The sequence below is a fragment of the Mycobacterium simiae genome, from assembly GCF_010727605.1.
Taxonomy (GTDB): Bacteria; Actinomycetota; Actinomycetes; order Mycobacteriales; family Mycobacteriaceae; genus Mycobacterium; species Mycobacterium simiae.
Genome location: NZ_AP022568.1, coordinates 760,690 through 784,643 on the forward strand (window position 1 = coordinate 760,690; position 23,954 = coordinate 784,643).

The 23,954-nt window shown below is 66.5% G+C and carries 27 protein-coding genes and 1 pseudogene; 3 read left to right on the plus strand and 25 right to left on the minus strand.

Translation table 11 applies throughout. The features are described from left to right. Positions 1 to 47 precede the first annotated feature (47 nt). The 8 genes from G6N33_RS03515 to G6N33_RS27820 all read right to left on the minus strand — a co-directional run bounded on the left by G6N33_RS03515 (position 48) and on the right by G6N33_RS27820 (position 9,392). Positions 48 to 383, minus strand: a complete 336-nt coding sequence (locus tag G6N33_RS03515; RefSeq protein WP_044510777.1) for a hypothetical protein — start codon at positions 381 to 383, stop codon at positions 48 to 50. After that, positions 380 to 5,545, minus strand: a complete 5,166-nt coding sequence (locus G6N33_RS27715; protein WP_101528326.1) for a phage tail tape measure protein — start codon at positions 5,543 to 5,545, stop codon at positions 380 to 382. The genes G6N33_RS03515 and G6N33_RS27715 overlap by 4 nt, the downstream gene beginning before the upstream one ends. A gap of 111 nt (positions 5,546 to 5,656) precedes the next feature. Continuing rightward, complete coding sequence (locus G6N33_RS03525; protein WP_231382604.1) at positions 5,657 to 6,868, minus strand: phage major capsid protein; 1,212 nt, start codon at positions 6,866 to 6,868, stop codon at positions 5,657 to 5,659. 507 nt (positions 6,869 to 7,375) lie between these two features. Then, positions 7,376 to 7,723 carry a phage terminase small subunit P27 family gene (locus tag G6N33_RS27160; protein ID WP_049919254.1) on the minus strand — a complete coding sequence of 116 codons (348 nt, stop codon included), beginning with the start codon at positions 7,721 to 7,723 and terminating at the stop codon, positions 7,376 to 7,378. Positions 7,724 to 7,922: 199 nt separating this feature from the next. Further along, positions 7,923 to 8,195 (minus strand): hypothetical protein, encoded by a 273-nt coding sequence (locus tag G6N33_RS03535; protein WP_044510772.1) that lies wholly within the window; start codon positions 8,193 to 8,195, stop codon positions 7,923 to 7,925. Then, on the minus strand, positions 8,192 to 8,377 hold the full coding sequence (locus tag G6N33_RS28095; RefSeq protein WP_044510770.1) for a zinc finger domain-containing protein: 186 nt from the start codon (positions 8,375 to 8,377) through the stop codon (positions 8,192 to 8,194). Before G6N33_RS28095 ends, G6N33_RS03535 begins: the two co-directional genes overlap by 4 nt. After that, the gene (locus G6N33_RS03540; protein WP_049919252.1) at positions 8,374 to 8,982 is read right to left on the minus strand and encodes a hypothetical protein; all 609 of its coding nucleotides are present in this window, start codon (positions 8,980 to 8,982) and stop codon (positions 8,374 to 8,376) included. Before G6N33_RS03540 ends, G6N33_RS28095 begins: the two co-directional genes overlap by 4 nt. Beyond that, the gene (locus tag G6N33_RS27820; protein WP_081662240.1) at positions 8,979 to 9,392 is read right to left on the minus strand and encodes a DUF2742 domain-containing protein; all 414 of its coding nucleotides are present in this window, start codon (positions 9,390 to 9,392) and stop codon (positions 8,979 to 8,981) included. The genes G6N33_RS03540 and G6N33_RS27820 overlap by 4 nt, the downstream gene beginning before the upstream one ends. Between G6N33_RS27820 and G6N33_RS03550 the strand changes: the two genes are divergently transcribed. Then, positions 9,326 to 9,520, plus strand: coding sequence for a hypothetical protein (locus G6N33_RS03550; RefSeq protein ID WP_163771417.1), 195 nt, complete (start codon positions 9,326 to 9,328; stop codon positions 9,518 to 9,520). The two genes, G6N33_RS27820 and G6N33_RS03550, sit on opposite strands and share 67 nt — an antisense overlap. Positions 9,521 to 10,213: 693 nt before the next feature. Here the strand turns inward: G6N33_RS03550 and G6N33_RS03555 are convergent. The 5 genes and pseudogenes from G6N33_RS03555 to G6N33_RS03575 all read right to left on the minus strand — a co-directional run bounded on the left by G6N33_RS03555 (position 10,214) and on the right by G6N33_RS03575 (position 15,422). Continuing rightward, on the minus strand, positions 10,214 to 11,605 hold the full coding sequence (locus G6N33_RS03555) for a recombinase family protein (RefSeq protein ID WP_049919250.1): 1,392 nt from the start codon (positions 11,603 to 11,605) through the stop codon (positions 10,214 to 10,216). Positions 11,606 to 11,638: 33 nt separating this feature from the next. Then, positions 11,639 to 13,063, minus strand: a pseudogene (locus G6N33_RS03560) (YifB family Mg chelatase-like AAA ATPase); the annotation flags it as partial. Continuing rightward, the gene (locus tag G6N33_RS03565; protein ID WP_044510767.1) at positions 13,063 to 13,440 is read right to left on the minus strand and encodes a YraN family protein; all 378 of its coding nucleotides are present in this window, start codon (positions 13,438 to 13,440) and stop codon (positions 13,063 to 13,065) included. The pseudogene G6N33_RS03560 and the gene G6N33_RS03565, both read right to left, overlap by 1 nt. Before the next feature lie 141 nt (positions 13,441 to 13,581). After that, entirely contained in the window at positions 13,582 to 14,403 is an 822-nt protein-coding gene (fdhD, locus tag G6N33_RS03570) for a formate dehydrogenase accessory sulfurtransferase FdhD (RefSeq protein WP_044510766.1), read from the minus strand. 38 nt (positions 14,404 to 14,441) lie between these two features. Further along, complete coding sequence (locus G6N33_RS03575; RefSeq protein ID WP_044510764.1) at positions 14,442 to 15,422, minus strand: NAD-dependent epimerase/dehydratase family protein; 981 nt, start codon at positions 15,420 to 15,422, stop codon at positions 14,442 to 14,444. Positions 15,423 to 15,623: 201 nt separating this feature from the next. On the opposite strand from G6N33_RS03575, the gene G6N33_RS03580 reads away from it, so the two are divergent. Beyond that, positions 15,624 to 16,385, plus strand: coding sequence for a GAF and ANTAR domain-containing protein (locus tag G6N33_RS03580; protein ID WP_044510763.1), 762 nt, complete (start codon positions 15,624 to 15,626; stop codon positions 16,383 to 16,385). Here G6N33_RS03580 and G6N33_RS03585 read toward each other — a convergent pair. The 4 genes from G6N33_RS03585 to rplS form a co-directional block, all read right to left on the minus strand. Then, entirely contained in the window at positions 16,374 to 16,679 is a 306-nt protein-coding gene (locus tag G6N33_RS03585) for a DUF2469 domain-containing protein (protein ID WP_007171389.1), read from the minus strand. The two genes, G6N33_RS03580 and G6N33_RS03585, sit on opposite strands and share 12 nt — an antisense overlap. A gap of 109 nt (positions 16,680 to 16,788) precedes the next feature. Continuing rightward, positions 16,789 to 17,520, minus strand: coding sequence for a ribonuclease HII (locus G6N33_RS03590; RefSeq protein WP_044510759.1), 732 nt, complete (start codon positions 17,518 to 17,520; stop codon positions 16,789 to 16,791). 2 nt (positions 17,521 to 17,522) lie between these two features. Beyond that, a complete protein-coding gene (gene lepB, locus G6N33_RS03595; protein WP_044510758.1) occupies positions 17,523 to 18,431 on the minus strand; it encodes a signal peptidase I in 909 nt (302 codons plus the stop codon). A gap of 90 nt (positions 18,432 to 18,521) precedes the next feature. Beyond that, the gene (gene rplS / locus G6N33_RS03600) at positions 18,522 to 18,863 is read right to left on the minus strand and encodes a 50S ribosomal protein L19 (protein WP_044510756.1); all 342 of its coding nucleotides are present in this window, start codon (positions 18,861 to 18,863) and stop codon (positions 18,522 to 18,524) included. A gap of 348 nt (positions 18,864 to 19,211) precedes the next feature. Between rplS and G6N33_RS03605 the strand changes: the two genes are divergently transcribed. Then, positions 19,212 to 20,156, plus strand: a complete 945-nt coding sequence (locus G6N33_RS03605) for a serine hydrolase (protein WP_044510754.1) — start codon at positions 19,212 to 19,214, stop codon at positions 20,154 to 20,156. A gap of 7 nt (positions 20,157 to 20,163) precedes the next feature. Here the strand turns inward: G6N33_RS03605 and trmD are convergent, their stop codons facing one another. From trmD to G6N33_RS03640, 8 genes are all read right to left on the minus strand, one after another. Beyond that, positions 20,164 to 20,865, minus strand: a complete 702-nt coding sequence (trmD, locus tag G6N33_RS03610; RefSeq protein ID WP_044510753.1) for a tRNA (guanosine(37)-N1)-methyltransferase TrmD — start codon at positions 20,863 to 20,865, stop codon at positions 20,164 to 20,166. Between the two features lie 17 nt (positions 20,866 to 20,882). Continuing rightward, complete coding sequence (gene rimM, locus G6N33_RS03615) at positions 20,883 to 21,416, minus strand: ribosome maturation factor RimM (protein WP_044510751.1); 534 nt, start codon at positions 21,414 to 21,416, stop codon at positions 20,883 to 20,885. Positions 21,417 to 21,429: 13 nt separating this feature from the next. Beyond that, positions 21,430 to 21,672: an RNA-binding protein gene (locus G6N33_RS03620; RefSeq protein WP_036354608.1), complete on the minus strand. Its 243-nt coding sequence runs from the start codon at positions 21,670 to 21,672 to the stop codon at positions 21,430 to 21,432. A gap of 8 nt (positions 21,673 to 21,680) precedes the next feature. Then, positions 21,681 to 22,184 carry a 30S ribosomal protein S16 gene (rpsP, locus tag G6N33_RS03625; protein ID WP_044510750.1) on the minus strand — a complete coding sequence of 168 codons (504 nt, stop codon included), beginning with the start codon at positions 22,182 to 22,184 and terminating at the stop codon, positions 21,681 to 21,683. A 184-nt stretch (positions 22,185 to 22,368) separates the two neighbouring features. Further along, a complete protein-coding gene (locus G6N33_RS03630) occupies positions 22,369 to 22,800 on the minus strand; it encodes a nuclear transport factor 2 family protein (RefSeq protein ID WP_044510748.1) in 432 nt (143 codons plus the stop codon). Positions 22,801 to 22,941: 141 nt separating this feature from the next. Next, a complete protein-coding gene (locus tag G6N33_RS03635) occupies positions 22,942 to 23,286 on the minus strand; it encodes a sugar ABC transporter substrate-binding protein (RefSeq protein ID WP_044510747.1) in 345 nt (114 codons plus the stop codon). After that, complete coding sequence (locus G6N33_RS27955) at positions 23,280 to 23,564, minus strand: alpha/beta fold hydrolase (RefSeq protein WP_044510745.1); 285 nt, start codon at positions 23,562 to 23,564, stop codon at positions 23,280 to 23,282. Before G6N33_RS27955 ends, G6N33_RS03635 begins: the two co-directional genes overlap by 7 nt. After that, a complete protein-coding gene (locus G6N33_RS03640) occupies positions 23,561 to 23,953 on the minus strand; it encodes a RidA family protein (protein ID WP_044510744.1) in 393 nt (130 codons plus the stop codon). The genes G6N33_RS27955 and G6N33_RS03640 overlap by 4 nt, the downstream gene beginning before the upstream one ends. Position 23,954 lies beyond the last annotated feature (1 nt).

The following is a 23,954-nucleotide window of genomic DNA, read 5'->3' on the forward strand; positions in this document are numbered from 1 at the left end:
CAGAATGGTATGCCGATTACAACCGACGGACTCGCCTATCGCGGTAACTAGCCATCCAGCCGATGCGTCCAATCGATGAAGTCGGCACCGAATTCGAACTGGGTTCCGGCCATCGCGAGGGCACGGGTGGTGCCGTAGTGGTGTTCCATGAAATTCGCGAGCGTGCCGCCCAGAACCGCGAGCAGGGATGTGAGGCAGCCGGTGCAGTGGCCGAACTGCGTGATTTGGGCCAAGGATTCTTCGTAGCGGTTGTCCGCCAGGTTCGCGATGACTAGGCCCCATGCGCGTTCGTTGTCGATACGGCCAGTTTGCTTGAGGTCGCCGATGCGTAACGCATCGCAGCGCTGGCAACCAGGTGCTGGACTCGTCATGGGCTCGGTCATCCGGAACCTGCCTGCGTTGTGCTGCTGCGGAATTGCGGAGTACTGGACTGCGATTGCTGCGCGTTGAGCATCCCCTGCCATTGTCGCGTGATATCGCGCTGCTGGGCGTCGTCGGGGTTGCCCGGAGCGTAGTTGTTGTAGTGGAACTGCACCTGCGGCCCTTCGTCTTTGCTCTTCCCGCCGTAGCCGTCACCGTTGGGGCTGTTCGGGTCGTTCGGATCGTCAGGCTGGCCAGCACCTTTGGGCTGGTTCGGGGTGTTGCCGTTCGGGTCTTGGCCGGGGTTGGCCATGCCGGCCATGTTCGGCAGCGCTGCTTTCGCGCCGGCCGCGGCGGACAAGATGCGGCCGCCCCACGACTTGCTGGGGTCGGCCAGTGGGCTGTCGTTGAGCATGAACGTCTGCAGGAGACCGGACGCGCCGATACCGGCGACTTCGCCTGCGAACTGGATGCCGCGGTTGATCTCGTCGATGCCGATTTGCGCGGCCTGTGACGCGAGGGCCATTGCGGGTGCGGCGCCAGCGCCGACGCCGGTCATCGCGCCCGCGCCGCCAGCCATCTGCATGGCCATCCCCGGCATCGATTCGGCCATACCGATCAGGCCGCCGACGCCGATCTGGATGCCGTCGCTGGGCGATCCGTCCATCTGTCGGCCGCCGATGACTGAGGATGGTCGGCCGCCGAACCTACCCGCCCCCATGCCGGGTACGCCAGGGGCCATGCCGCCGCCGGGAGCCCCGTAACCACCCGGCCTGAAACCTGGGGCGCCCGGTGCACCTCCCAAAGCTCCGGGCGCCCAACCACCACCGCCTTGCCCGTCGCGGGCCCAGCTCGGGCCGCGGGCGGCGCCCGCGCCGGGGCCGCCGGCGGGGGTGCCGGGGCCGCCGGAGGCGGGTTGGCCGCCGCCGTGACCGAGACCGCTGATGCCGCTACGGATAGCGCTGGGCCCGCCCGGGGAGCCGAACGGGGATGCTCCGCGCGCCGCCATCGCCGCGGCAGCGTCAGGGCCTAGCCCGTATTGGTTCAGGGCCGCGTCGGTTCCGTAGCCGGGGTAGCCGTAGCTGGGCCCGTATCCGCCGCCGTAGCCGCCGTAGCTGTCTTGGCCGCCGCCGGCTGCCGTGGCGATCATGCCCAGCAGGCCTTTGCCGCCGTTGTTGCCGCCCCACTGCGTGACCGCACCCAACGCGCCCAACACGGGTGCGAACGCCAGGTTCCCGAGGAACATGGTCAGGTTCTTCGCCAGCCCGGGCAGGCCCTGCGATGCCCCGAAGTCGCCGTCGAGCGGGGCACCGAGTTGCCCGCCGTAGCCGCCGCCACCCATGCCGCCCATACCGCCGCGGCCGCGGTGGAACGTGCCCTGCTTGATCTTGTCCAAGTCGGCGCGGGCGTCCTGGGCGTCCTCGCGGGCCGCGCGGAGCTCGTTCTCGAGCCGCATCCGCTCGGATTCCTTCGCGGTGCTCTTGAGTTCGTGTTGGCGCTGCTCGAGGACTGCGACGCGCTGGTCGGCGCGCGCGACGCGTTGTTCGGCGTCACGCACCCGGGACGGGTCGGCCGGCGTGAAGTAACCGCCGCCACCGGCGCCTCCGCCACCGCCGAAACCACCACCACCGGCGCCACCGCCGAAACCCCCGCCGCCGCTGCCTGCACCGGATCCTGAGCCCAGTGCGCTGAATCCGCCACCACCGGCGCCGCCGGCACCGCGGCCGTCGGGGTATAGCGCCTGCATCGGCAGATAGGCGTGTTGATCGAACTGAGCGTCCTCGGCGCCCTTCGCGGAGCCGCCCAGCAGGATGTTCCCGTGGGATCCGCCCGACTCGAAATGCGTCCCATCCGGCAGCGTGGCCGCCATGTGCCCGCCGCCCGGGCCGCCTTGATGCCAGCCGATCCGGAACGTGCCGGGCGGACCCTGACCGAGGATGAATCCCCGCGCGGTCAGCCACGCCGCGGCTGAGCCGGTGTCCATGCGGCCACCACCGCCGACTGCCGCGTTCACCAGGCGGGAGACAGCGCCGGAACAGTCGGTGTCGCCCCACTGGTAGGCGCCGCCCGACAACCCGGCGGCGACCTGGTAGAGGTTGCCGTATCCGGACGCATCGCCACCGTTGCTGTCGCGGATGCCGCCGACCTCGAAACTCTTGATCCCGCGGCGGTGTTGGCGCCACGGGTCCAGCGGCGAATAGGGCAGGAACGGCCAACCCGGCCACGGGAAATCGGTGGTCCAGCCTGGGTCGTCCCCAGGCTTGCCGTACGGACCCCAGTGCACTCCGGGCCCCCAGTTACCGGGCACCGGTGGGGTCATCAGTGAGCCCTGGTCGGGCCCGCCGGGGGGTTGACCGCTGCCGATGATGTCGGCGAGCCGGAACCCGCCGCGGTCGAACGCGCCGAGGAGTCGCCCGGTCCGCGCCCAGATGTCCAATGAGCGCCGACCCCCGCGTAGCGGGATGAAAGCCTCACCGCCAGTGGAGTCCTCAGCCCACTGCACCAAACCCGCCCGACCCGACGGGCGTTGGATCGTCGCCGAGGTCGGTAGGTTGCGGTATCCGCCTGAGGCGAATGATGCGAGGCCGCGGAAGATGCCGCCGTGTGCGCGCGGCGGTGTGGGCAGCCCGGGGCCGACTGTACCTGGGAGCGGAAGGACCGGCGTGCGGGGCGCAACGTTCGGGGTGATCAGCATGTTGCGGTACTGGTCGAAGAACCGCTGCATCGTGCCCGTTGCGCTGCTGAGGTCTGGCTGCACCGGAGGTGTGACAGGCGTGTTGTTCTCCTGCGCACGCCAGGCAGCTAGAAGTCGTTGCGCATCATCGGTTTTCGCGATCACGCTGAAACTGCCGTCTGGCAGCTTCTGCACCTCGAACCCCAGGGCTTTGAGTCTCTGCTGAACCTCAGGGGTGTTCTCTTTGATCGTGATCGTTTTGCCGTCGGGTAACTGCGTAATCTCTTGTCCGACAGCGTCAGTCAGCTTGAAGGCATCCGACGCGGCCTTGGTGTACTTGTCGACCGTCTCCGCGAGGCTGGGCAGATGGCTTCGGGCTTTGTCGATGCCCTCTGCGAAGTCGTTCATGGTGTCGCCCATGTGGAACGACATGTTCGCGAACGAGTGTCCAGCCTTCGCCGCGTCTTGCAGGTCTTTCCCGAAGCCCTGCATGCCGGGGATGTGCTTGACGATTCCGCCGACGACGTTGGCCATGTCGGAGAACAAGTGGACCCAGGTGCCGGATGCGCGGCCAAGGATTTGGGTGACACCCGCGAGCAGCCGGATCGATCCGGATGCGAATGCGCCGATCCCGTCCAGGGCGCGGAGGCTGCCGGACACGAAACCGCCGAACCATTCGGCGATCTCCGATTTGTGGGTGTTCACCCACGTGCCGACCTTGCTGATTCCCTCGACAATGCGGTCACCGAGCTGTTGCGCGCCTTGGGTTTTGAACAGGTCGAACAGTGACAGTTTGATGCTGTCGATGCCGTTTTTGACTTTCTCGACTACGCCGGGCCAGCCCTGCATCATCGCGGCGCCCATCTGCTGGGCTTGGCCGCCGTGCTGGAACTCAGTCATCACCTGGTCGAACATCTTCGTGCCGTTGTTCCCGGCGATCATGGCGCCGCGGATCGCGTCTGTACCGAACAGCTCGGCGACATTCCGCTGGTAGTCGTCGGGTCGCATCCGCGTCCGCGCGGCGCCGAGCTGCTGGAACAGCGACCGCATCCCCACGAAATTGCCTGCCTGGTCATGGATCTGCAGACCGAGTTCATCCATCGCGCCCTGCGCTGGGTTGCTCGGGTTCGCCAGGTGAGTGAGCAGCGTCTTCAGCGAAGTGCCGGCGTCGGAGCCCACGATTCCTGCCTTCGCGAACGTCCCCAACGTGGCCAGGGTCTCCTCGACCGAGATGCCGAAGCCGTGCGCCACGGTGCCGGCCTGCTGCAAAGCCAGTGCGAAGTCCGGGATGTCGCCGGGGGCGACCTGCTGCGTCGCCGTGAGTAGGTCCGCGACGTGACCGGCCTTAGACGGGTCCAGCTCGAACGACTGCAGGACCGATGCTTGCGACGCGGCGGCCTGCTCGGGGCTGATTTGCGCCGCGGTCGACAACAGTAGGGTGCCGCGCACCGACCTCTGGATGTCGGCCAGTTCGAGGCCGCCCTTGGACAGTTCGAGCATCGCGTCGAGTGCGTCCTTCGGCGACACCCCGGGAAGGGTGAGGTCGTTACCCAAAGCTTGGGCCTGCGCCCGGAATTGGGCCATCTCTGAAGCGTTGGCGCGAGTGACGCCCTGCAGCTTGTTGAAGGTCCGCTCAAAGTTCAGGCCGTTGTCGAAGACGTCTTTCATCGCGCCGACCGCGGTCCGCGCCGCCGTCTGCGCGGCGCTGACAAGGCTGCCGGCCACGATCGCCGCCGCCGCCCCGGCGATGAACGCACCACCAGCACCCCGGCCCAGGCTCGAGAACTGGCCGATGATGCCGCCCTGCTGGGAGATCAAACCGGAGGCCAGCTTCCCGCCGCCGCCGAACAACGACCGGAAGAAGCCCGGAGGGCCGGCCTGCGCGCGCCGCTGCGCCGCTTCCAGTTCCCGATACGCCTGAGCGGCTTCCCGGACCTGCCGCGCCTGATCGCGGCTGCTCTTCGCGATGCTCTCCGACGTGCGAACGAGTTTCGTGTCGTTCTGCGCGGCAGCGTCGCGGGCGCGTTGCAAATCCCGCTCAGCCTTGAGTGCCTCGCCGGCGGCGCGGGACTGCGCCAGCCACGCCTTCTCCAACGCCTGCTCAGCCTGCGCGGCCTCGCGGGAGTCGCGGCCCAACGTTTCCCGGACCTGCCCCAGCCGCCGCTCAGCGTCCGACACTGCACGGGCCTGCGTCTCGGCGCGCTCACGGGCCGACTCGACACGCCGCTCCGCGGCCTCAATCTCTGAGGCCTGACTCTTCGCCTTATCCCGCAGCCGCTGCAGATCCGCCTCGGCGGTCTTCACTTTGCCGGTGGTGTCAGCGACCTTGTCGTAGGCCTTCGCATACTGAGACGCCGCCTGCTCGATATCCCGCGCCCCCGTGGCGAATCCCTTACTAAACGACGCTGCCGCCTCACGGCCGGCCGTGGCGAACGTCTTCTCCGTGAAAGCCGCAGTCCGTTTGAACGATCCCTGGTCGGGCCGTGCCTCAACTAGCAACGGAATCGCCACGGCTCACCACCTTTCGCTCATGGGTTCCGCGCGGGCGGGCCAATCCGAGGCGGGGCCACTGAAAGGAGTGTGAAAGATGGCCCCTACCCGCCCGCGCGGAAGCTGTTGGGACTACGTGCAATTCAGCAGTCTAAAAGCTGAGTCATTGACCGAGTCAGCGCCGGTACGGATCCAGGCGTGCCACCCGGCCTGTCCGGTCGGGCGGCCGTTGGGGCCGAACAGGTGCGGGATGTAGGACATCGTGGTGCCCAGGCGATCGGCGATGACGTAGTTCTTGAAGTCGCCGTACAGCAGCACCAGGTTGTCCGACAGCGCGGTGATCGAGCTGTCCATCGCCTCCGAGACGTAGTCCGGGCGGCCCAGCAGCTCCGACTTGCGGGCATCCGCGAGCTGACCCCACAACGCGTTACCGCCGGCGGTGTCGAGCTGGCGCAGCTTGTTGTAGATCTTGCGGTGCGCCAACCACGACGCGTTGAACGCGAACCGCTGCGGCAGATCCCCGTCGACGTTGTACACGTCGGCCACAGCCAGCGTGTCCGTCGTCGCCGAAGGCACCACCGAAGAGCCGCCGGTGAGCGCGGTGATGATGCCCGTCGGCTGCCCGGTACCGGAACCTGTCACGAACGCGATCGACTCCTTGACGTCCTTCTCGAACGCCACCATGGTCGCGATGTCGTTCGCCAGACCGGCCGCGTCCATCTGCACCTCGTGCGACAACTCCACGAAAATCTGCAGCTTGTACACCGGAATCTCCGGCTGACCCAGCGACGGCGAATCATCGGAAACCTCAACCGCTTCACCATCCCACGAACCCGACACACCCGTCGAGGAGATCCCGCTCCACTTGTCACCAGTGGCGGTGACAACGCGGGCAAGCTGGCGGACCTGGTTGAACGACCCATTCGCGGTCAGAATCACCGTCGGGTCCAACTGCATCGGTACCAGGAACCCGCCCTGGTTGTCAGTCAACGACATCGCGCGCTGGAACGCTTGGGCCTCGTCCCCGGCCAAGACCGCAGGATTACCGCGGGCCTTGACCAGCTTGATGAACGCCCGACCGTACGCCGGCGACGTGGTGGCCAACACCAGCCTCGAGATCGGGGCGTCGTCTTCGCCATCGCGCTCCACGAAGCGAGTCGCCGCCTCGCGGACCTTGTCGTCGGCGAACTCCATCCGCTCGATCGCATCGCAGGCACGGGAACGCAGCTCCGCCGCAAACGATTCCGGCTCGAGACCCATGCGCATCTCGGAGGTGTTCCACGGGTCGCGGTACTTGCCCGCGATGAACTCCGCGCTCATGTTGCGGTCAGCAACTTCTGTCATTGCAGCTCCTCGTCGAATTTGACTGATTTTCACGTCGTGCTCGATGTCCAACCGCCGCCGGTGCACATCGCGGAACTCATTGAGTAAGAAAGGAACCAGGTTCGCGTCCGCCGCCGTTCGTGGCTTCTTGGCGCGGAGCAGCTCAAGCGCTCCCTCAATTCCTGCCTCACGGGCGAGCGCCTCACGATACGAGAGTTTCACAGCGGGAGCCTTCGGGATTTCGGATTGGTGGCGTAAAGCAGAATCCCGGGCTGTTGAATCCTGCTAATAGGATAGCACCTGGTGGCCTCGTACCATGCGTCGCAAAACGCCGTGAATACCTGCCGCTCTTTGGAGTTCAGGAACGCCAAACCGCCAGCGCCGCCGCCGCGGGACGACGCCATCTCCGAGACGCCAGCCCCCGAACGGCTTGGCAGACTCGTCAAGGACCCGGGTTGCGGAATGACCCGCCGCCGCTCGATCCCTTGGCGCTCAAGGAACGCCGCCCGCATACGGCCGTACGACTTCCTAGTCATCTCTTCGGACCCCTTTCTGTTCCGGGCGTGTATCCAGCTGTGACTTTGCGACCAGGCCGTTCTTCTGAATGTCCTTTTGCGCCTGATACCAGCGGGACCAGAGCTCGCAATACGCGGCCAGCGCCGCGCGGTCCTCAGCCTTGATCAGATCCAGCCGCTCGAGCCCGGGCGCGATCCGTCGCCACTCGGCCTTGGCCTCACGGGTCAGCCACGTCGGCGGGTTCGGCCCTACCCGCTTGAAGTTCGGGGGCGTCGGCACCACACGCCCGGCGCTGTCCTTACCGTCACCGCGGCCGTTGAGCAGCAGCAGCTTCGCCGGCTGCCGAGCACCCCCCGCCATCAGACCCCCCCATGTGACGAACTTGTGCAGAGAAAAGCGACACCACGAACGCGGTCAGTAGCGGCCGACGCCCCGTGATGTTGGACCGCCCCCCCACCTGCGGAGATGCATCTCATCCGACCAGTGCAAGCTTCGGCCTCGGTAATCACAGCCATGTCCTGGGATCCGCCAGGGGTACTCACTGGATGAGTAACCCCTGTCATCGTTGTCCAGGCGGCATGAGCTCACGCTCGTAATACTCGGTGACGCTAATGAGGTGGCTCTCGATGCGAGTCCTTGCTCGGTCGGCGCCTTCGTGTTCGATGAGCGATCGAATTACATAGCCGGCCAGCGCATACAGGAGCTCGGGTAGATGGTTCGCCGCCTCGGCAATGACGGCGTTGTATCTGGCCGGGTCGTCGTCGAACGCGGCGAGGACAAGTCTGCTTGCACGGGCCATATCGGAGATGCCGATGATGGGGATGTCACTCATGGGGTTGTGGTCCTTTCGGTTTTGGTGTCGGTGGTGTTGAGGCGCAGGCGCTCGATGCAAGGGGTGCGGCGAACTTGGCCGTCGTCGCGGCGGCACCACATGTGCGGGCCGGCATGGCATGTCGGGCATTTGGAGTCCATGGCGGCGAGGCGATAGGCGCGGCCGATCGGTCCGCGGCTCATGACTCGTACCCGAGTGCGACATTGCGATCGATACGAGCCAGCTGTTCAGCGGTTGGGGTGTACGGCATTGTGCCGTTGGATCCCTCGCGCGCGCGTAACTCACCTTCTCCTTGCTGATTACGTTTCATGCCTGTCCAGACCAGACCAGACCAGTCCCTTTCGGTTTTCGATTGGCTAACCGATTCGGTTTTATCTGTGATGGCATGCGTTGGAGCAGAAAGCGATTCGTTAACCAAATCGCTAACCGAGTCGGTAACCGATTTGGTTTCAGGTGGACGGATGTCGGTCCCTCGTGGACGTCCTCCCTTTGCGCCGTTGCGGCGGTTGACTTCTTGCTGCGCGAGGATCTTGTCGGGCTCACGCTGGTAGCCCATGTGGTGGACGATGACGTAGCGATCGCCCTCATCGCGCCAGTAACCACGGTCGGCGAGCTCGACCGCTGCTTCGGGTCGCTTGGCCCACCTAGGCATTTCGCCTTTGATGAGTACACCGCGGGTGAGTTTTCGCATCGTCCAGTTCAGGCCCTCGACATGCAATCTCACAGCGGCGTCGCTCAGCTCCCAGCAGTCGTCGGCGAAGTCATCAGACAACTTGGTCCACGTCATGCCGGCGGCCGCCTGTCAATGCGGGTGCCGACGGCGATGGCGCTCTGCCGCTGGTGTTGCTCGTGGGCAACATCAGCCCAGGACGCCGCAGCTGAAACAGCACGCGACGCCAAGCATTCGGCCACTTGGCATGTCTCGACACGCAGCGCAAAATGCTGGGCTGCGTCGAGCAATGCGGCCCATTTCCGTGGGTCGTCATGCGCTAGTGAACACCAGGCCGGTGTCCCGGCCATCGGCCAGTCATTGACTTGATCCAGCACCGCAGTGACAAACTCGTGAACACTCCACCAGCTGGCCTGTTGTGACCTCGAAACGCTGCTTGGTGCAGTAAGATCGGAGTTGGATGTTGGGTTCAGAGGAGCCGCCTGGTAGCCCGGGCGGCTTTCTCGTTCCTGAGGTGGCCCGTTCACGCCGCACCACCGCCTCGGAGTATTGCGGCGATGCGGTCGCGCTGCTCAACGGTAAGTGGTGGCGCTTCGGCGACTACTCGCGTCACGTACTGCTCAAGGTTGAGCGCTGCGAGGTTGCGCTTGGCTGAGATGAGTTCGGGATCGTCGGCAGTGCGGGATCGGCTGAGTGCGGCTACTCGGGCTCTGCCAATGTGGATGGCGGACATTTGGGGACCTCCGGGCACAAGCAACCCGCCCAGATCACTCCGGGCGGATCATTGCGCTGGTCCACGTGCCCTACTGAGTATTCCCGCAGCTCGATTTCGTCTGCTTGTGCGCCACAACTTTATCTGGCTCTGTTTCGGTCACAACCGCTGCTTTGGACTTTAGCAGCTAGTGGCGGCGCTGCCGGGGAGCTTCGTCGTAGGCGCGTTGCAGTGCGGCGAGCGGGATGTCGGTAAGTCCTGCGTCTGAGAGACGCGTCAGCGCCACCTGTGCCCGATACGCGTTCATTGCCACTAGTCGACTGCAGCGCTTGCACCGCGCCGTGAAATGCTCGCCGCTGAGAGCGACTGGGTTATCCTCATCATCGAACATTGGCGGTATCGGCCCATGCGGAGCAGCGCCCGAGACGTTCGGCGCGTGCGTCGCACCTTCGGCGGTGTAGTCAGTGGGATTCCACCTCCCCATGCTGATGTCGAACCGATATCGTTGCACGAAGGCGCTGTTGCCATTTACGATGCCGTGGCTGCACCAGACGACGATGGGTGGCCGCGAGTGGTTCGGCTCGACACCACCGTCCTCCGTCCAACTGTAGAAGCGGCCACGTCCTCGTCCCATTCCTATGCCTTCCAACGGATTTCGACTGTTTCGGGTCGGAACGTACGAGTCCCGGGTCCGGGTGGATGGATTACGGGTACGACGAGCGCGGCGATGATGTTGCGCCGCTGCGCAATTGACAGCGCCGCCCATGTCTCCTCGACATGGCCGCTTGCGACGATCGATAGTGGCGACGACGAACCGGCCGATGCGAGCTTCGCCTCAATCTCGCCCAGACGGCAAGCGATTCGCTCGTTCATGGTTCGCCACCGGACCCGGTCAATGAGCCCCTCGGCGCGGTCATCGTCGATTCCGTCACGCTCGCGACGCAGCTTGTCAGCCTCGGCCATCAGCTCGTCGGCGTCCGGCAGCTCAGGCGCCCAGAGACTCGCCGCGTCTGGCTGCTGCAGCCGCTCGACCACGACGGCCATCACATACTCATCGACAGGCTCAGCCCGTCGCGACACGTGGCGTCCGCTGATGCATCGATACATTGGGTACCGACCAACAGCTCCTCCGCGATGCACCGTTTGGCCGCAAACACCGCACAGCGCCACACCGGTCAGCAAGCCCTTCGCGCCGGCGCGGCCAGTAAGTCTGGCCGGGTCGGTGAGGATCCGCACGGCGGCGCGCCAGGTCGTCTCGTCGACTATGGCCGGCCATTCCGCTTTGCCTACGATGCCGAGCTCGGGGTTTTGGCGGATCTTCGCCCGCTCCTCGGGCGTCCGGTATCGACGCAGACCCGCATGTCGCGGATTCGTCAGGACGTCCTTGACTGTTCCGCGGTACCAACGCTTTTCACTCTGAGCGGGCGTGACACCCGAAGCATTCCACCGTCGTGCGATCTCGCTCACCGTTTCACCCGCGAGCACATCGACATACGCCTGCTTAATCATGGCCGCTTCTGGCTCGCAGATGGTGATGCCGTCCTTCTCGTAGCCGAACGGGCGGCGTCCGCCGACCCAGCGCCCCTGCTTGGCAGCTTGGGCTGCCGCGGACCGTTGGCGGGAACCCTTCCGCTCTACTTCGCCTTGTGCGACCGACGAGAGGATCCGGGCGACCAGACGCCCTCCGTCGGTGGAGGTGTCGACACCATCTGACGCCGTGACGATTGCGACACCTGCCCGCTGACATCGCTCGAGTGTGCTCTCAAGCTCGGAAAGCCGGCGCAGCAGTCGGTCCATGTGGCGGGCAACGATGACGTCGAACTCGCCCGCGTCGACCCTGGTCATCATCGCCGAAAACTGCGGTCGCGGTTTGCGACTCAGCGCGGATACATCATTGTCGACAAACTCAGCCACGACAGTCCAGCCCCGCGCTTCGACGAGACGACGCACGTCTTCGCGTTGACGGTCAATACCGAGCGCCTCGCCCGAGCGGTCTTGCGACTGACGTAGGTAGACAGCGGCGCGCACCGCTTGACTGTAGCACTAGTTCTGCTAGTTTCGATTCCACGCGACGCGCAATGTGCGATCGAGCCCCCGGATGCTGAGCAGCCCGCGATCGACCGCCCGGCGCAGCGGATCCATGGCCTGGCTGCTGGGCCGGAACTTTCGGCGCAACAGCGTCCCGCTCACTTCGGCGTTCGTCCGAAAGCCGTGTGGTCGCCATCGCGCGGCGGCCGTCTCTCGAGCCTGCGCCACCCGGTGGCGCACCCGGGCAGACGATTCGCCGTCAGCCGCCGCGAACGCCTCCGCCCGTACCGGATTCATCTGCACCCGCAGGTCCACCCGGTCCAGCAGCGGGCCCGAAAGCTTGCCCAGGTAGCGGCGTTTGGTCAACGCCGGACAAATGCAATCCTGCGGATCGGCCGGCGCGCATGGACACGGATTCGCGGCCAGCACCAGCTGGAACCGGGCCGGGTAGCACGCCACGCCGTCGCGGCGGGCCAGCCGAATGGCCCCGTCTTCCAAGGGCGTTCGCAGCGCTTCCAAGGCGCTGACGCCGATTTCGGCGCATTCATCGAGAAACAGCACACCGCGGTGGGCGCGGCTCACCGCGCCAGGGCGGGCCATCCCCGAACCCCCGCCGACAAGGGCCGCGACGCTCGAACTGTGGTGTGGCGCCACGAACGGCGGCCGGGTGATCAGCGGCGTGTCCCCGGACAACAGCCCCGCCACCGAATGGATCGCGGTGACCTCGAGGGCCTCACTGTCGGTCAGCCGGGGTAACAGTCCCGGAAGACGTTGGGCCAACATCGTTTTACCCACGCCCGGCGGCCCGGTCAACATCAGGTGGTGCGCACCGGCGGCCGCCACCTCGACCGCGAAACGCGCCTGGGCCTGCCCCACCACATCGGTCAGATCTTCCGCCGGCTCCGGACCCGCGGCGGACGCGGTGATCCGGGCGTCCAACCGCACCGACCCGGTCAGCCAGCCCCGCAATTGGCGCAGCGTGCGCACCCCCCAGACGTCAATGCCGTCGACCAGGCTGGCCTCGGCGAGGTTGTCCACCGGGACGACGACGGTGGGCCATCCGTCGCGTTTGGCGGCCAACACCGCGGGCAGCACCCCGCGCACCGGCCGGATCCGGCCGTCCAGCGACAGCTCGCCCAGCAGCACCGTCTTCTCCAGGCGTTCCCAGGGGTTTTTGCGCTGCGCCGAGAGCACGGCCGCCGCCAGGGCGACGTCGTAGACAGAGCCCATCTTCGGCAGCGTCGCCGGGGACAAGGCGAGCGTTAGCCGGGCCATGGGCCAGCTGTTCCCGCAGTTGGTGACTGCGGCGCGGACCCGGTCCCGCGACTCCTGCAACGCGGCGTCAGGCAGGCCGACGAGGTGGACACCCGGCAGCCCCGAGGTGATGTCGGCCTCGATCTCCACGATCTGCCCATCCAGCCCGCGCACGGCCACCGAGAATGCCCGTCCCAGCGACATCAGCCGATTCCCTGCAAGTGGGAGATCTCCGGGACGCGGCGGCGGCCGACCCGAACACCGATCACGTCGATGCGCACCGCCGCCCAGCGTTCGTCCTGCGCGGCCAGCCACAGGCCGGCCAGTCGGCGCAGCCGCCGGACTTTGCGGGGCGTGACCGCATGCGCCAGCCCCCCGTATCCGTCGCCCGTGCGGGTCTTGACCTCGACGAACACCACCGTCCGGGTGGCGTCGTCGGCGGCGATCACGTCCAGCTCGCCGTAGCGGGATCGCCAGTTGCGGTCCAGGATCCGCAACCCGGTCCGGGTCAGAAAGTCCACGGCCAGGGACTCTCCCATCGCCCCCAGCTCGATCCGGGTCGGTGTCTTCGCAGTCGTCATGCGGCCAAACGCTGCCGGGCGGTCCCGACATCGCGGGTCGCGTCGAGCGGTCAGGCCCCCCGGTGACGACCCGTCATCCCCAGCCGGGCGTCTATCCACAGCCGCTCCGGCGCAGAAAGCCGGGGACGGCGCCGCATGCGGTCAGGCGATCCGGTCGGGGCGGGTGTAGACGTTCATCGAATCCTGGCGCAGGAATGCCACCAGCGTGAGCCCGGAGTCCTCGGCCAGCGATACCGCCAGCGACGACGGCGCGGACACCGCGGCCAGCACCGGAATCCCGGCCAGCACGGCCTTCTGCGTGAGCTCGAACGACGCCCGGCCACTGACCAGCAGCACCGAACCGCGCAACGGTATCCGCTGCTGTTCCAGCGCCCAACCGATCACCTTGTCGACGGCGTTGTGCCGGCCGATGTCTTCGCGGACCACCAGCATCGACCCGGCCGCGTCGAACAGCGCGGCGGCGTGCAAGCCGCCGGTGCTATCGAAAACCTTTTGCGCACCGCGCAACTGGCCGGGCAGCGCCTTGAGGATGTCGGCGCCGACCAGGACGGGGTCATCCCCCGGCGGAAAGCGGCTGATCAACCGCACCGCGTCCAGGGACGCCTTGCCGCACACTCCGCACGAGGAGGTGGTGTAGAAGTTACGGGTCACGTCGAGACCGGGCGGCTGCACGCCCGGCGCGAGCGTCACGTCCACCACGTTGTAGGTGTTGGCGCCATCGGGTCCGCGACCGCCGCAGTAGCGAATGGTCTGTACGTCGCCGCGCCGGGCGATCACGCCTTCGGTGAGCAGAAAGCCTTGGGCGAGTTCGAAGTCCGATCCGGGCGTCCGCATGGTCACGGTTACCGGCGTGCCGTTGACACGCAGTTCCAGCGGCTCCTCCACCGCCAAGGTTTCCGGACGGTTGACGGCCTGACCGGCGTTCAGATGCAGGGCGCGCCGGCGCGCGGTCACATTCCCCACGGCATTGACCTCACCAGGTCAAACTACCCGGCGGGCGATCACACCGCCGAGGCCAGCGCCGCCAGCGCCTGCGCCGAGGAGTACAGCGGCCGCCAGCCCAGCCGCGTCCGCGCCTTGGTGGTGTCCATCACGACCGATGTCCGGGTGGCGTGCAGCCATTCCAAGGCCGACGGGACGAACGGCACCCTGGCCAGCGCCGCCGACGCGGCCGTCGCCGCCGCACCGGGAACGCGGAGCGGCCGGCCGCCTAGCGCCCTGGCCACCTCGGCGATCGTCACCAAGCCGTCACCGGCAATGTTGTAGGCCCCCGGCGGTACCGGGGCGGTCGCGGCCAGCGCGATCGCGGCGGAGACGTCGTCGTGGTGCACCAGCTGCAGCGCGAAACCCGGATCCGGCACGACCGGCTTGAGCGCCGGCACCGCCTTGACCACGGCACGCACCGGGCCCGGGAGCTGATTCCACGGCATCGCGTCGGCCAGCGCCGGAGCGTTCGGGCCGGCGACGACGCAGGGCCGCAGCACGAACACCTCCAGCGCGGAATCCGCGACGATGTCGCCGAGCATCGCCTCGCAGGCCGCCTTCTGCGCGGAGTAGTAGTGCTCCGGTGACCCTCGGGTCGGCACATCCTCGGTCAGCGGCACCGGGTTGTCGGCGTGATAGCCATAGGCCGCCACCGACGAGCAGTACACCAGGCGCCGTGGGCGGGACTGAGTCACCGTCGCCTCGAACACGTTCCGCGTGCCCTGCAGGTTGATACGCTCGCTCTCCTGCCGCGAACCCATCACGATGAACGCCAGGTGGATCACCACGTCGGCCTGCGCCACCAGTGCGTCCACGGCCGTGCGGTCCAGGATGTCGCCCTGCCGGTAGCTGGTCTTCTGCCAGCCGCGCGACGCGGGGTCGAACGGCCGCCGGGCCATCCCGATGATCGTGTCGACAGCGGGTTCGCGCTCCAGCGCGGTTACCGCGGAGATACCGATCTCTCCGGTCGGCCCGGTCACAGCAACGGTAAGCCCCACCCTCAGATGCTTCCCGGTGACGCTTCGGACCAACCACCATCGCCGAAAGTCGGTGGTGAGCGGGCCGCTTGCTCTAGGGTCGACTTGACTTGCCGGTTGGCGGCGAGTGCGGATTACACAGTGGGTACGGCCTGGTTGGCGCGCAGCGATTGCCGGCGGCTTACCGTGGGCGAGACGGCGACATCGCCGGGGAGGCACGACATGGCAGAAGAAGCGAAGGGCGGCCCACGCACCGCGACACCGGGCGGGGAGAAGGCCGACCCCGCGACGGTCTTCGCGGCGCTGGCCGAGATCTTCTATCAGGGCTCGGAGGCCAAGGAGATGTACGCGGCCATCTGCGTCGCCGCGACCCTGACCGTCCGCGGCTGTGATCACGCCAGCCTGCTGCTGCTGGAAAACGACCGCTACATCACCGTCGGCGCCAGCGACGAACTCGCCAAGAAGATCGATCAGATGGAGCTGGAAGCCGGCGACGGCCCGTGCCTGGACGCGATCGAGGAGGAAACCCCACAGATCGACACCGACCTGACCACGCCGTCGCACTGGCCGAAGCTGGCGGCCCGGCTGGTCGCCGAGACGCCGGTGCGCGGTGCGATGGGGTTTCGGCTACTGGTCAACAAGCGCAAAGGCGCGGCGCTCAACCTGTTCAGCGACACCCCCAACATGTTCGACAACGAGTCCGCCGGGCGGGCGGCGGTGCTGGCTTCCTTCGCCAGCGTGGCCATCAACGCGGTAGCCAAGGGAGAAGACGCCGCCAGCCTGCGGCGGGGCCTACTCAGCAACCGGGAAATCGGCAAGGCCGTCGGCATGCTGATGCTGCTGCACGACATGACCGAGGAGCAGGCATTCGACCTGCTGCGCCGGCACTCGCAGGCCCTGAACATCAAGCTGGCCGACGTGGCGCGCGAGGTCATCGAGCGGCGCGGAAGCCTGCCGTCCAACGGCGAGCAACTACTCGGGTAGCCGCAGCTCGGGCTTCTCGACCTCTTCGATGTTGACGTCTTTGAAGGTGACCACCCGCACCTGCTTGACGAACCGCGCCGGCCGGTACATGTCCCACACCCAGGCGTCGGACAGGCGCAGCTCGAAGTAAACCTCGCCGTCGGCGTTGCGGGGCACCATCTCGACGCTGTTGGCCAGGTAGAAGCGGCGCTCGGTCTCCACCACGTAGCTGAACTGGCCGACGATGTCCTTGTATTCGCGGTAGAGCGAGAGCTCCATCTCGGTTTCGTACTTTTCGAGATCCTCCGCGCTCATCTGCCACTCACCTGCTCAGACGTCCTTTTCCCTGCCAGTATCCCGACTCCGGTCCACGGCCGCTGCTGCCAGCATGACCGCCCCGTCAGGAGTCTGTGTCCATCTTTCCTCACAGGTACTCGGCCCGCTCGGCCGGTAGGTCCGGTTTGCATTCGGCGACCACCCGGGTGCACGATCCATCCCCGGACGGCGAGGCCACCCGGCGGACGTTGATGAACGAAAAGCGGTGCTCGGGACAGGGGCCCAGGCTGTTCAGCGCGCGGCTGTGCGCGGGGGTGCTGTAGCCCTTGTGCTCGGCGAAGCCGTAGCCGGGATGCTCGGCATCCATTTTCACCATCAGCCGGTCGCGGCTCACCTTCGCCAGCACGCTGGCCGCCGCGATGCAGGCGGCCGCCGCGTCGCCACCGACGACCGGCAGCGACGGCATCGGCAGCCCGGGCACTCGAAAGCCGTCGCTGAGCACGTAACCGGGCCGCACCGACAGCCCGGCTACCGCACGCCGCATGCCCTCGATATTGGCGACGTGCACGCCGCGTCGGTCGACTTCGGTCGAGGGGATGAACACGACGTGATAGGCCAGCGCGTAGCGGCGAATCAACGGGAACAGCTTCTCCCGCATCTTCTCGGTCAGCTTCTTCGAATCATCAAGAGCAGCAAGGCTTTCCAGTCGATTAGGACTGAGCACGCACGCCGCCACCACCAGCGGGCCGGCGCAGGCGCCGCGACCCACCTCGTCCACTCCCGCCACCGGGCCCAGACCATTGCGGTGCAGCGCGGATTCCAGGGTGCGTAGCCCTGACGCTTTCCGGATGACCGTCCGCGGCGGCCACGTGGTGGCCACGGCTACTGACCTTGCTGGGGGTTCGTCGAACCCACGCCACCCCATCGTGTCGGCGGCCAGACGATGAACCTGGCCTTGCCGATAACATTGGCCACCGGCACCGTCCCCGACATCGGATCACCGGTACACAGCACGCCTTTGAGTGCGTCGGCCGGAACACTGGTGCAATGGGCCCGCGAATCGGCGGAGTGGGTGCGATTGTCCCCCATCACCCACAGCCGGCCTGCCGGCACCGTCACCGGGCCGAATTCGCTTCCCAGACAGGGATATACGGTCGGATCGGCCATCATCGTGCCCGGGTTCAGATACGGCTCCTTGAGTGGCTTGCCGTCGACCGTCAGTCCGGTGTCGGCCCGGCACTGCACCGTCTGTCCCCCGACGGCGATGACCCGCTTGACCAAATCGTTCTCATCGGGCGGCACAAACCCGATGAACGACAACGCGTTCTGTACCCAGCGCAGCGCGGTGTTGCTCGACCGGATCGACTTGTAGCCGACGTTCCAGGACGGCGGCCCCTTGAAGACGATGACGTCCCCGGGGTGCGGAGACCCGAAGCGATAGCTGAGCTTGTCGACCATGATCCGGTCGCCGACGCAGCCGGTGCACCCGTGCAGAGTGGGCTCCATCGACTCCGACGGAATCAGGTACGGGCGCGCCACGAACGTCAGCATCACGTAGTAGAGCAGGATCGCCGTGGCGGCCAGCACCGCCAGCTCGCGCAGCGCCGACTTCTTCTTGGGCTCCGGCGTTTCCGCTTCGTCCCCCGCGTGGGCCTCAACGCCGGCAGAGTCCGGCTCGACGGTCGTGTCGTCGACGTCACCCAACGGCGTCTCGGGGGTGCGCGTGGAGACCTTCGGCTCCGACTGAGCAGGGTCGGACTGGGGCTCGGGTGAGTCCGTGGAATCCGTCACGAGATCAGCGTAGTCAGCACGGTGTGCCGGCCGGTAAGGCGTCGTCGCGACCGGCCGGGCGTACCGCCGGCATCGCCGCGACGGGCGCGGTCAGCGCTTTTCCTTGATCTTCGCCTTTTTGCCGCGCAGTTCGCGCAGGTAGTACAGCTTGGCCCGACGCACATCACCGCGCGTTACGACCTCGATGTGGTCGATGTTCGGCGAGTGCACCGGGAAGGTCCGCTCGACGCCGACGCCGTAGCTTTCCTTGCGCACGGTGAAGGTCTCACGGATGCCGCCGCCCTGCCGACGGATCACTACACCCTTGAACACCTGGATGCGCTCTTTGGCACCCTCGATGACCTTGACGTGCACGTTGATGGTGTCGCCCGGGTTGAAGGCCGGGATGTCGTCGCGCAGCGACGCCTGGTCAACAAAGTCCAGCCTGTTCATGTGAGAGACACTTCCTTGCGGTCACGGCGTGCGGCAGCTGCCCGCACGCAGGGGTGGTCGGCAAGCCATTGGGGCTTCGGGGGCGCATCCCGCGGCGAGCGCAAAACCGCCCAGCCGCGAAAGACAACTGGTCAATTGTGCCAGACACCCCGCGTGCATTGAAAATCACAGGTAAACGCTGCGGTTTGCGGTGCGCCGAAGCCGCTGGTGAGTGGTACATATGACTGGGGTCATCCGCGCTTGTTAACCAAAATTCAACCCGGAGCCAACCCGGACCCAAGGATGCCTGGGCAGATTGCAGGTAGACCGCCCACTAATAGCCGATGTCGGAGAACAGGGAGAACAGCGATGCGTGTCCGTCCGCTCACCGCGCTCGCCGTGATTGCGGCGGTGACGCTGGTGTTGGCCGGATGTGACGAGGCGCAGCTGGGCGCGCGGGCCCAGAAAGCATCCGGCAAGCCCGCCGCTGGCTCCTCGCAACTCGTGCAGCTGCTGCTGGACACCAACCCGGACAGCGGCCAGCTGGCCGGGGCGCCGATGGCCGGATTCAACGGGCTACAGGCGCGCATCCAGCAGGCCACCGAGCAGGCCGCCGCGAGCGGGGCCACGCTGTCGGTGGGCATCCTCGACCGCAGGACGCACGAGCTGGTCTCCAACGGCAACCCGCTGATCGTGGGCACCGCGTCGGTGGCCAAGCTGTTCATCGCCGACGACCTGCTGCTGCAGGAGGCCCAGGGCAGGATTCGGTTGTCCCCGCAGGACCGTCAGGCACTGGATGTCATGTTGCAGTCGTCCGACGACGGCGCCGCCGAACGGTTCTGGGATCAGGGCGGCGGCAGCAGCATCATCAGTCAGGTCGCGAGCCGCTACGGCCTGTCGTCCACCACCCCGCCCTCGGACGGCCGGTGGTGGAACACGATGAGCTCGCTGACCGACCTGATCCACTACTACGACGAGCTGCTCGACGGCACCGGTGGGCTGCCCGCGGAGCGGGCCAAGATCATCGTCAACGACCTGGCCCAGTCGACCCCGAACGGCATTGACGGCTACCCGCAGCGGTTCGGCATCCCCGACGGCCTGTTCGCGGAGCCCGTGGCGGTCAAGCAGGGCTGGATGTGCTGCATCGGCACCGAGTGGATGCACTTGTCGACGGGCGTGGTGGGCGCGGACCGTCGCTACATCGTGGTGGTCGAGTCGCTGCAGTCCTCCGACGACGCGACGGCGCGCGACACGATCACCCAGGCCGTCAAGACGATGTTCCCCAACGGCCGGATCGGCTCCACGGCTTTCTAGCGTCGGGTCAGGCGCCGGGCTCGCCCGGATCGAGATCGGGGCGGCGCTCACGGGTGCGCTGCAGCGACACCTCGCGGCGCCAGGCGGCGACCCGCGCATGGTCGCCGGACAGCAGCACCTCGGGAACGTCGAGGCCCCGCCAGGTCGGCGGCCGGGTGTAGCTGGGCCCCTCGAGCAGCCCGCCCAGCGTCGGTGAGTGCGAATCTTCGCGGTGTGACGCCGGATTGCCCAGCACGCCGGTCAGCAGCCGCAGCACCGCTTCGATCATCACCACGGCCGCCGATTCCCCACCTGGCAACACGTAGTCACCGATCGAGACTTCTTCGACCCGCATCCGGCGGCCGGCGTCTTCGACGACGCGCTGGTCGATGCCTTCGTAGCGGCCGCAGGCGAACACCAGATGCCGCTCCCGGCTCCAGCGCTGCGCGGTGGCCTGCTTGAACATCTCGCCCGCCGGCGTTGGAACCACCAATAGTGTTTCGCTGGAGCAGATTTCGTCGAGCGCCTCGCCCCAGACGGGTGCCTTCATCACCATGCCGGGGCCGCCGCCGTAGGGTGCGTCATCGACGGAGCGGTGCACGTCGTGCGTCCACCGACGCAAGTCGTGCACTCCGATGTCGACCAGACCCGACTCGATCGCCTTGCCCGGCAACGATTGCCGCAGCGGATCCAGGTAGGCCGGAAAAATCGTGATCACATCGATCTTCATGCCGATACGCGCCCCATCTACGCCAAATCCAGCAGACCCTCGGGCGGATCGATTTCGACCGTCTGGTCGTCCAGCGACACCGACGTGACGATCGCAGTCACGAACGGCACCAACACTTCTCGGGTCTCGCCGCCTTCCCTTCGGCGCACCGCCAGCAACTCGCCGGCCGCGGTGTGCAGCACTTCGGCGACGACACCGACGTCGTGCCCGGCGGTGGTGCGTACCTGCAGGCCTTCGAGCTGGTGGTCGTAGTAGGTGTCCGGCTCGTCGATCGGCGGCAGGTCATCGGAGTCCACCACGAACAGGTTGCCGCGCAACGCATCCGCGGCGTCGCGGTCGTGCACTCCGGCCAACCGCACCAGCAGCCGACCGCCGTGGTCACGCACGGTGTCGACGACGAAGCTACGCGGCGCTGCGTTGCCGCGAGAGGGCTTGGCGCGCAGCGTATTACCCGGGGCGAAGCGGATGGTGGGGTCGTCGGTGTGAACTTCGACCACCACCTCGCCGGTGATGCCGTGCGCTTTCACGACGCGCCCGACGAGCAACTCCATGAGTGCGAAAGACCTACTGGTCGGTGTCCACCACGTCGACGCGGATACCGCGGCCACCGATGCCGGCGACCAGCGTGCGCAGCGCGGTCGCCGTGCGTCCGCCGCGACCGATCACCTTGCCCAGGTCGTCGGGGTGGACGTGAACCTCGACCGTTCGCCCGCGCCGGCTCGTCACGAGGTCAACCCGGACATCGTCCGGGTTGTCCACGATGCCGCGGACCAGATGCTCAACAGCGTCGACGACGACCGTACTCATGGCCACAGTCAGCTTTCGGTAGCGGACTCGGTCGATTCGGCCTGCGCGGCCGGGGCGGTTTCGGCGGTCTCCTGGACCTCGTCGGCCTTGTCGCCCTTCTCTGCGCCCTTGGCGGCCTTCTTGGCGGGGGCCTTTTTCTTCGGCTTGGTGGCCTCGGCGGTCGGGCCGCCCTCGGCCTCGGCGAGCGCGGCGTTGAACAGCTCCAGCTTGCTCGGCTTCGCCGCGGCGACCTGCAAGGTGCCTTCCGCGCCGGGCAGACCCTTGAACTTCTGCCAGTCACCGGTGATCTTCAGCAGTTTGAGGACCGGCTCGGTCGGTTGCGCGCCAACAGACAGCCAGTACTGGGCCCGCTCCGAGTTGATCTCGATCAGGCTGGGCTCTTCCTTGGGGTGGTACCGGCCGATCACCTCGATCGAGCGGCCGTCACGGCGGGTGCGTGCGTCGGCCACGGCGACGCGGTACTGGGGATTGCGGATCTTCCCAAGCCGGGTGAGCTTGATCTTGACAGCCATGGGTAAGCGATTTCTCCTGTGTGTGTCACGCTGCAATTCAGCGATCCGGGCGGGATGCCCGGGTCCGGTTTTGCCTCGCGTGTGTGACCGCTGCGCAACCGTAGTCGCGGGGCGGACAGCCGCTTATTGTGCCAGAACGAGGGGCTTCGACAGAAATTCGCCCAGCGGCGTCGCCGCGGCGGCGTCACATCACCTTCTGGAAGACCTTCGTCTCGACCCGGCGGGTCATCCGCCAACCCTGCGGCGTACGCACGAACTCGTCGTCGTACCAGAGGCCGCAGAACATCACCTGGTCTCCCGGTTTACCCGAATCGCCGGGAAAGACCATCGGGTTGAAGCAGATCACCCGTGACGAGGCCTTATCCCCGTCGATCTGCACCGAAAAGTTCCCGAGCATGTGCGCGTAAACCGGAAAGGTCGGCAGCACCTCCGACAGCCACTTCTTGACCTCGGGAAATCGGCCTTCGATTCCACCCAGGGCGGTGTAATCGATGTATGCGTCTTCGGTGAACACCTTGTCCAAATCGTCGAACCGCCGCTGGTCAATCGCGGTGGAATAGTCCACCATCAGCTGCTGGATCTCCAGACGGTCGGAAATTTCGGCCAGACTCAACATGCCTAGATTCAACACCCGGGCCGGACCCGACGCCGACGCGACTCGTCGGTGCTTTCCCGCTCCTGTCAACTCGCTTGGGATCCAGCATGTTTCGCCGCCACCGCGGGCGGCGGAGGACAGCAGCTGATCCCCGAATGCATGTCAGCAATTGCCCGCGGAAATCTTCGCCCGGGCATCGGCAAGGTTGGACTTGGTGATCATCAGCGCCTCGACCGGGACGAAACGGTCGTTGGGCTTGGTGCCATTGCGTAGGTTGTCGATCCGCTTGGTGGCAGCGACGCGGCCGGACGCGTAGCCGCGCAAGCTGATCGTCATGTCGAGCGTCCCCGCAGCTATGGCATTCAGCGCCGGCTCGCCTCCGTCGGAACCAATGATGACAATGCTGTCTATCGGCCGTCCGCGCTGCTGGACGGCCAGGATACCGCCCAAAGCGATGTCATCGTTGTCGAAGTAGAGCGCGTCGATGGCCGGGGTGGCCGTCAGCACGTTCTCCGTGGCCCGCAGGCCTGCATCTCAGGTGCCTTGTCGGCGAAGCCGTGCCCGGGAAAGTCGATCGCGTAAGTATGGAATCCGGCATCTACCAGTCCCGGTATCACCGCGATGAAGCGGTCAGCACGCGACCCCACACCGTGCAGACATACCAAAGATGTTGTGCCGGAGAGTGACTCGACAACCCGCGATCGGACCCCGAGTGCGGTCACCGGATACGAGATCACCTGGTCGCGACCATGCGTGAACGGAAGTCCCCGCGCACGAACGGTCATAGAAACCCGTTCCGGGCGCACGCCAGTGCCTCGATCTCGACTACAAATCTCTCTTCGACCAGACCGGCAACCACCAAAAGCGTGTTGGGTGGGTACACCCCGGCCGAATAGATCTTCTTGAACACCTCTTTGCGAATTGCCATAAACGCTGGGATCGTCTCCCTGCCGACGACGTACGTGGTGAACTTGATGACGTCGCAGAAGTCGAGCCCGGCGGCGGCCAGAGCCTTACCTACGTTGCCGAATGCGCCACGTACTTGCTCTTCCGGGCTGTCTGCGTCGCCGCCGAACTGGCCCGCCACCGCCACCAGGTTATTGGCGACGGACACTGGTGAGTAGTCGCCATACTTACCCAGACCGTCGACCGTGGGGATGTAACTGACTGCCATT

What these genes read in the sequence shown, in the direction of transcription:
- G6N33_RS03515 (WP_044510777.1), bottom strand. Translation starts at nt 383, where the DNA reads ATGACCGAGCCCATGACGAGTCCAGCACCTGGTTGCCAGCGCTGCGAT.
- G6N33_RS03525 (WP_231382604.1), bottom strand. Translation starts at nt 6,868, where the DNA reads ATGACAGAAGTTGCTGACCGCAACATGAGCGCGGAGTTCATCGCGGGC.
- G6N33_RS27160 (WP_049919254.1), bottom strand. Translation starts at nt 7,723, where the DNA reads ATGGCGGGGGGTGCTCGGCAGCCGGCGAAGCTGCTGCTGCTCAACGGC.
- G6N33_RS03535 (WP_044510772.1), bottom strand. Translation starts at nt 8,195, where the DNA reads ATGAGTGACATCCCCATCATCGGCATCTCCGATATGGCCCGTGCAAGC.
- G6N33_RS28095 (WP_044510770.1), bottom strand. Translation starts at nt 8,377, where the DNA reads ATGAGCCGCGGACCGATCGGCCGCGCCTATCGCCTCGCCGCCATGGAC.
- G6N33_RS03540 (WP_049919252.1), bottom strand. Translation starts at nt 8,982, where the DNA reads ATGACGTGGACCAAGTTGTCTGATGACTTCGCCGACGACTGCTGGGAG.
- G6N33_RS03550 (WP_163771417.1), top strand. Translation starts at nt 9,326, where the DNA reads ATGTTGGGTTCAGAGGAGCCGCCTGGTAGCCCGGGCGGCTTTCTCGTT.
- G6N33_RS03565 (WP_044510767.1), bottom strand. Translation starts at nt 13,440, where the DNA reads ATGACGACTGCGAAGACACCGACCCGGATCGAGCTGGGGGCGATGGGA.
- G6N33_RS03580 (WP_044510763.1), top strand. Translation starts at nt 15,624, where the DNA reads ATGGCAGAAGAAGCGAAGGGCGGCCCACGCACCGCGACACCGGGCGGG.
- G6N33_RS03585 (WP_007171389.1), bottom strand. Translation starts at nt 16,679, where the DNA reads ATGAGCGCGGAGGATCTCGAAAAGTACGAAACCGAGATGGAGCTCTCG.
- rplS (WP_044510756.1), bottom strand. Translation starts at nt 18,863, where the DNA reads ATGAACAGGCTGGACTTTGTTGACCAGGCGTCGCTGCGCGACGACATC.
- G6N33_RS03605 (WP_044510754.1), top strand. Translation starts at nt 19,212, where the DNA reads ATGCGTGTCCGTCCGCTCACCGCGCTCGCCGTGATTGCGGCGGTGACG.
- trmD (WP_044510753.1), bottom strand. Translation starts at nt 20,865, where the DNA reads ATGAAGATCGATGTGATCACGATTTTTCCGGCCTACCTGGATCCGCTG.
- rimM (WP_044510751.1), bottom strand. Translation starts at nt 21,416, where the DNA reads ATGGAGTTGCTCGTCGGGCGCGTCGTGAAAGCGCACGGCATCACCGGC.
- G6N33_RS03620 (WP_036354608.1), bottom strand. Translation starts at nt 21,672, where the DNA reads ATGAGTACGGTCGTCGTCGACGCTGTTGAGCATCTGGTCCGCGGCATC.
- rpsP (WP_044510750.1), bottom strand. Translation starts at nt 22,184, where the DNA reads ATGGCTGTCAAGATCAAGCTCACCCGGCTTGGGAAGATCCGCAATCCC.
- G6N33_RS03630 (WP_044510748.1), bottom strand. Translation starts at nt 22,800, where the DNA reads ATGTTGAGTCTGGCCGAAATTTCCGACCGTCTGGAGATCCAGCAGCTG.
- G6N33_RS27955 (WP_044510745.1), bottom strand. Translation starts at nt 23,564, where the DNA reads ATGACCGTTCGTGCGCGGGGACTTCCGTTCACGCATGGTCGCGACCAG.
- G6N33_RS03640 (WP_044510744.1), bottom strand. Translation starts at nt 23,953, where the DNA reads ATGGCAGTCAGTTACATCCCCACGGTCGACGGTCTGGGTAAGTATGGC.